Raw genomic sequence first — 5599 nt, 5'->3', positions numbered from 1 at the left:
CGCGCCTATGATAGTGGGGGGCCTCCCCCCGCGAAAGTCGGTCACCGCCAGACACCTATACCCAACAACCCCAGCTAAACCCTGGGGTTGTGTTTTTTCTTGGTCTTCGCTGCAAACGTCCCCATAATGGCGACATGAATGCACAGCAACAGCAGATCTGCGCCGCCTTGCTGGAAAGCGGGATCGACGCCAAGCTCGCGGCGGTCGCCGCCCTACCCGATATCGTAGCAATGGACGATTGGATCGCCATCCCCACGCCGTGCATTCCGGGTCGGCCGGCGCGCTTGCAGTTGGTCGCGCCACGGGATGTTCCGCGCCGGCGGAACCTTGCCTCTCGCGACGGACGTTTTGCCTTGCTCCACGCCCTGGCGCATATCGAATTCAACGCCATCAATCTGGCACTCGACGCTGTATGCGCCTTTCCGGGGCTGCCCGTGCAGTACTATGCCGACTGGCTGCACATTGCCAAAGAAGAGGCGGCCCATTTTGCTGCCCTCCGACGCCTGCTGCTGGCCATGGGTGGAGAGTATGGAGAGCTGCCTGCCCACAACGGCTTGTGGGAAATGGCGATAGAGACTGCCGACGATCCTCTGAAGCGGATGGCTCTCGTTCCGCGGGTGTTGGAGGCGAGGGGGCTGGATGCTACGCCACCGATCCGCGCACGTTTGCAGGCCTTGGGAGACACGGAAGCGGATGCCGTCCTGGCCGTCATCGAAGCGGAAGAAATCGCTCACGTAGCCGCCGGTTCCTACTGGTTTCGCTGGCTCTGTGCTGCCCGCGATCTCGATCCTGATACGCATTTTTTCATCTTGCTCGATCGTCACTATCGGGGTCGTCCCGGCGGGGTATTTGCCGAGCAGGCGCGTCTCGCGGCGGGCTTTTCCGAATATGAGCTGCAACGGCTGCGGGACCGCGCGCAAGAGGGAGTAGTGGGTGGCTGAACTGGTTTTGGGGATCGAGAGTTCCTGTGATGAAACCGGGCTCGCCTTCTATGCAAAGGGCGCAGGCCTGCGTGGCGAGGTACTGTTCAGCCAGACGGAGATTCACGCCCCCTATGGCGGGGTCGTGCCGGAGCTGGCCGCGCGTGATCATGTGCGTCGCCTGCCATTGCTGTGGCGCGAGCTGGTCGCCAGCAGCGGTATTTCTCGTGCGGAAGCGGTGGCCGTGACCAGCGGGCCAGGTCTGATTGGCGCGCTGCTGGTTGGGGTCAGCTTTGCGCGTGCCCTGGCCTACGGCTGGGGTGTGCCGCTGATTCGGGTGCATCATCTGGAGGGACACCTGCTGGCCCCCTTGCTGGAGGGCGAGTTACCGTTGCCCGCCGTCGCGCTCCTCGTCTCTGGCGGACATAGTCAGCTCATTGCGATGCACGCGCTGGGCCAATATGAACTGTTGGGGGACACCTTGGACGATGCTGCCGGCGAGGCCTTCGACAAAGCGGCCAAGATTCTCGGCTTACCCTATCCCGGCGGGCCGGCTTTGGCTGCCCTGGCGGAGCAGGGCGATGCGCAGCGATTTGTGTTGCCACGCCCCATGCTCGACCGTCCCGGCCTGGACTTCAGTTTCAGCGGACTCAAGACGGCATTCCGTTTGCAGGCGCAGCGCCTGGCCGCTGAAGATCGTCAGGGCCGCGCCGATCTGGCCGCCAGCTTCCAGCAGGCCATCGTCGACACCCTCGTCGAAAAGTCCCGGCGGGCACTGCAGCAAACGGGTTTTGCACAGCTTATCGTGGCCGGTGGTGTCAGTGCCAATCGTCTGCTCCGGACCAAGCTGCAGGCGACGCTCGCCCCGCGGGCGCAGGTGCATTTCCCGAGCATCCGTCACAGTACCGACAATGCGGCGATGATCGCCCTGGCCGGATCGATCCATCTGGAGAAGGCCAATACCGCCTTGCACCCGCTACGGGCGCGTGCGCGTTGGCCGCTGGAGGAGCTATGAAGATCTCGCAAGAAGCACCTTTTTCCCTCGATGACCTGATTCAGGATGAAGCCGAGCGCAATGACGATTTTGCCGAGGGTCTTGACTGGCAGCAGACCGGCCATTTTCCGGAAGCGGTCAAATCCTTTCGCAAGGCTCTGGACGCCGAGCCGGATTCCCCCCTGTTCTGGACCTTCTATGCCTGGGCGCTGGCGGAATCCGGCGACGTTCATGGCGCCATTGCCGCCTGCCGCAAGGCTATTGGCCTCGACCCAGAATGGGGGATTGCCTGGAATGATCTGGGGGAATACCTCATGGAGAGCGGTCGGGTCGAAGAGGCCCTCTTCCCCATCCGCAAGGCGCTGCGCAGCAAGCATTTCGATCGCCAGCATCTGGCGTATATGAATCTAGCACGCTATTACCTGCACCACGGGCAGCTGCGGCGCGCGCGCCAAGCGGCCGAGGAGGCACACCGCCTGCTGCCGATCTTTCATCCTGCCAAGGAACTGGCCGAGTGGATTCGCGAACGCCAGGAGGCGTGGGGCATCGACGATTGATGGTGATAGCGCTGGAGCGTTAGCCACGCCTTTCGCTATACTTCGGGGGCCCATTCCCAGCCAAGGAAGATCCATGAGCACCGAACTTTGGTACACCGAACGGTATGAAGAGCATGGCGCGGCCCTGAGCCTGAAGGTGCGCGAGGTGTTGCACCGCGAGCAAAGTCCCTACCAGACCATCGAAATTTTCGAGACCGAGCATTTCGGTACCCTGATGACTTTGGACGGCCTGGTGATGCTCACCGACCGGGACAACTTTCTCTACCATGAAATGATGACCCACCCGGCGCTGTTTGCGCATCCGGCGCCAAAACGGGTGCTGATCATTGGGGGCGGGGATTGCGGCACGCTGCGCGAGGTCCTGCGTCACCCCGAAGTGGAATTGGCCGAGCAGGTGGAGCTGGATGAGCGCGTTACCCGGGTGGCGGAGCGCTTCTTTCCGCTGCTCTGCGAGCGCAATGACGATCCGCGCGCACGTTTCCATTTTCAGGATGGTATCGCCTGGGCAGAGAATGCCAAACCGGGCAGCTATGATCTGATCATCGTCGACTCCACCGATCCGGTGGGGCCAGCGGCCGGACTCTTTGGCGAGGAGTTCTATGTGGCGTGCTTTCGTGCGCTGGGCGAGCAGGGCGTGCTCGTCGCCCAATCCGAGTCGCCGCTACTCCATGCCGATCTCATCCGCCAGTGCCAGCGGCGGATGCAGGGAGCCGGTTTTGACTCGGTGGATACTCTGTTCTTCCCGCAGTTTGCCTATCCCTCCGGCTGGTGGAGTGCCACCCTGGCGCGCAAGGGGATCGAGCGCGATGCCTTCCGCCGCAAGGATGCCGGGCAGATGCAGGGCCTGCAGTATTACCATGCAGATATGCAGGCAGCGGCGATGGTGGCCCCGGCATTTCTGCTGCCTGAACATTAAGAGATGCTTCTGTCTCTTTATCTTATTGTTTTGTAGACAGAAAATTATTTATCTTGGCTTAATAATACTGTAACAATTCTTTGCTACACTGCTCCCACTAAAAGAGCTGACCGGATTGCAGTCGGCTGGAGGAAGGGAGCGTGTAGCATGTCGAATCTGATTCGGCTATTTCAACCAATATCTGCTTTGCGGGTGGGGGAAATCTCGATCCCCAACACCGAACGCGATCTCGTTGCCCCGCGCGGCTGGCAATATTTCCCCCAGCCAGTTGCTATCCCCAAGGAATGGGGGCTCCAGCGTGTCCTCGTCTATCGCTACCTACGCGGACCGGACCGATCCTGGGGGCTCTACCCCTGGTGGCGCTATCCCAAGGCGCGCTGGCCCAGACTGCCAGAGGCCCGAAGTCTCCTTCGCAGCTGTTTTGTTGCTGACGATGCCAGGGAGGAGCCCATAGCCATCGGTTCCGGACGCTATCTCTGTTTGCGGCAATCCGTGAATGGCCTCTATTTCCTCTTTTTCGATCTCACTCTCAAGGGTGCGGCAAGTTCAGATGTTTTCGGCGTAATACTGAACAATTTGGCGGAGACGTTGCCCGTGCAAGTGCCTTTTTTCCCTCCCATTTTGGCTCCTGAAAAACAGCTACTTCGCTTTTTTATGCAGGGAATGAGTAGCGCAGAGATCGCCCAAGAGCTATCTACGGAAGCGCAAAAGATTAACAAATCTATCAGGCGAATCAGCAGGCTTTTTGGAGCTGTCGATCGCGACGAATTACTGGTTTGCCTATGGCAGGCCTATCGGAAAAACAAAACTTGGTTTTATGAGGGAAGCTATGAATAACTCATTGAAATCTCTGGTCATTATTTCTGGTCTCATCCTGCTCCTGCCGGGTTCGTGTTTCGCCGAGGAGAAGGGGCAGGATCTGCCTTTCCTGCATCGTTATCCGGGTAGTTCCATTTACCACTACGACCACGTACGTTTTGATGATGCCAACATGCCTCTGGGACCCTTCACCGAAAAGGCCCCGACCCAGTCTCAGCTCGTCCAGGGCGAGTTGGTTTACATCTACTACAAGAACCCCATGGACCGTTCTCCTTTGGAGATCATGAGCAACTACCAGCAGACCCTGCAGCAGGAGGGCTTCAAGATCCTTTGGCAGTGCGCAAACGATGCCTGTATCGCCAAGGGCTATACCTCCCAGGTCAGTTTTTATACTGACCCTATCTGGCGCGGCGCGGGAGATAATTTCGGTACCTATTTCGGGCCAGGCGGGGGCCGCATGAGTACGGCCCGCCTGGACTCCCCCAACGGCTCGCAAACTTGGGTCTATTTATGGGTAGGTAGCCATAACGGTCCTTATGCTGGGAAAACCTACATCTACGCCGTACAGACCAAGCCCATGCAGACCGGTCTGGTCACCGCAGACCGGGAACTGCTGACGGCAGCAGAGATGGGTAGCGCCCTGGCACAGCAGGGTCGTTTCGCCATGCATATCCACTTCGACTACAACAAGGCAACTCTGCGACCTGACGCCCTGCCGCAGGTCCAGCAATTGGCGCAAACCCTTCGCCAACATCCCAACTGGACCATTGGGCTGGATGGTCACACCGACGCGGTGGGATCGGCGGAGTTCAACCAGCGCCTTTCGGAAGACCGCGCCCGTGCCGTGAAAGCAGCCTTGGTTGCCGATGGAGTGCCCGCACAACAGATCGCTACGCGTGGCCTGGGGGCGACACAGCCGGTTGCCGATAACAGCACAGACGCCGGACGGGCCAAGAATCGTCGGGTAGAGGTGGTCAACCTTACCCCTGGATTTGTGCCGACGGCGGGCACGACGGGCGCGGGCGGAGCTCCCGCGATGGCAACTGCAGGCGCCGGGGGCGTGGGTTCGGCGCCTCCCATAGGGGGTACAGTGGGTCAGGGCTCCTCTCAGGGTTCTGCCAATCAGTCTGTACCTGCACCGGTGCGACAGATCACGGATACGGCTACCGATGCCGCGCAGTCGGAACTGCGTTATCAAGTATATCGTGGTGTCAGCAATCTGGTGGGCGGTTTGTTCAATCACTAGGGAAATTTCATCTTCCGGGGTAATGCTCAGTCAGGAGGGCGTAACAGTGCAAAGTAAACGAATCGGCGCGAAGCGCCAATTTGGGCAAGGTATGACAGAGTATTTGATTGTCGTCGCCTTGATTGCGATTTCATCCATTGTGGTTTT

At 59.6% G+C, this 5599-nt stretch carries 6 protein-coding genes; all 6 read left to right on the top strand.

Features of this window, described 5'->3' with window-relative positions; all coding sequences use genetic code 11:
- Positions 1-134 precede the first annotated feature (134 nt).
- The 6 genes from AC2VNM_RS00030 (at position 135) to AC2VNM_RS00005 (ending at position 5452) form a co-directional block, all read left to right on the top strand.
- Positions 135-941: a ferritin-like domain-containing protein gene (locus tag AC2VNM_RS00030; RefSeq protein WP_483166838.1), complete on the top strand. Its 807-nt coding sequence runs from the start codon at positions 135-137 to the stop codon at positions 939-941.
- Positions 934-1935, top strand: coding sequence for a tRNA (adenosine(37)-N6)-threonylcarbamoyltransferase complex transferase subunit TsaD (tsaD, locus tag AC2VNM_RS00025; RefSeq protein WP_483166837.1), 1002 nt, complete (start codon positions 934-936; stop codon positions 1933-1935). Before AC2VNM_RS00030 ends, tsaD begins: the two co-directional genes overlap by 8 nt.
- Positions 1932-2471, top strand: a complete 540-nt coding sequence (locus AC2VNM_RS00020; protein ID WP_483166836.1) for a tetratricopeptide repeat protein — start codon at positions 1932-1934, stop codon at positions 2469-2471. Before tsaD ends, AC2VNM_RS00020 begins: the two co-directional genes overlap by 4 nt.
- A gap of 73 nt (positions 2472-2544) precedes the next feature.
- Entirely contained in the window at positions 2545-3387 is an 843-nt protein-coding gene (speE, locus tag AC2VNM_RS00015) for a polyamine aminopropyltransferase (RefSeq protein WP_483166835.1), read from the top strand.
- 147 nt (positions 3388-3534) lie between these two features.
- On the top strand, positions 3535-4224 hold the full coding sequence (locus AC2VNM_RS00010) for a helix-turn-helix transcriptional regulator (protein WP_483166834.1): 690 nt from the start codon (positions 3535-3537) through the stop codon (positions 4222-4224).
- Complete coding sequence (locus AC2VNM_RS00005; RefSeq protein WP_483166833.1) at positions 4217-5452, top strand: OmpA family protein; 1236 nt, start codon at positions 4217-4219, stop codon at positions 5450-5452. Before AC2VNM_RS00010 ends, AC2VNM_RS00005 begins: the two co-directional genes overlap by 8 nt.
- Positions 5453-5599: the final 147 nt, after the last annotated feature.

Source organism: Acidithiobacillus sp. TH-A67, assembly GCF_057473545.1.
Note: the sequence above shows the minus strand (reverse complement) of the source record. Positions and strands in the feature narration are given on the sequence as shown.

What these genes read in the sequence shown, in the direction of transcription:
- AC2VNM_RS00020 (WP_483166836.1), top strand. Translation starts at nt 1,932, where the DNA reads ATGAAGATCTCGCAAGAAGCACCTTTTTCCCTCGATGACCTGATTCAG.
- AC2VNM_RS00005 (WP_483166833.1), top strand. Translation starts at nt 4,217, where the DNA reads ATGAATAACTCATTGAAATCTCTGGTCATTATTTCTGGTCTCATCCTG.
- AC2VNM_RS00010 (WP_483166834.1), top strand. Translation starts at nt 3,535, where the DNA reads ATGTCGAATCTGATTCGGCTATTTCAACCAATATCTGCTTTGCGGGTG.
- AC2VNM_RS00030 (WP_483166838.1), top strand. Translation starts at nt 135, where the DNA reads ATGAATGCACAGCAACAGCAGATCTGCGCCGCCTTGCTGGAAAGCGGG.
- speE (WP_483166835.1), top strand. Translation starts at nt 2,545, where the DNA reads ATGAGCACCGAACTTTGGTACACCGAACGGTATGAAGAGCATGGCGCG.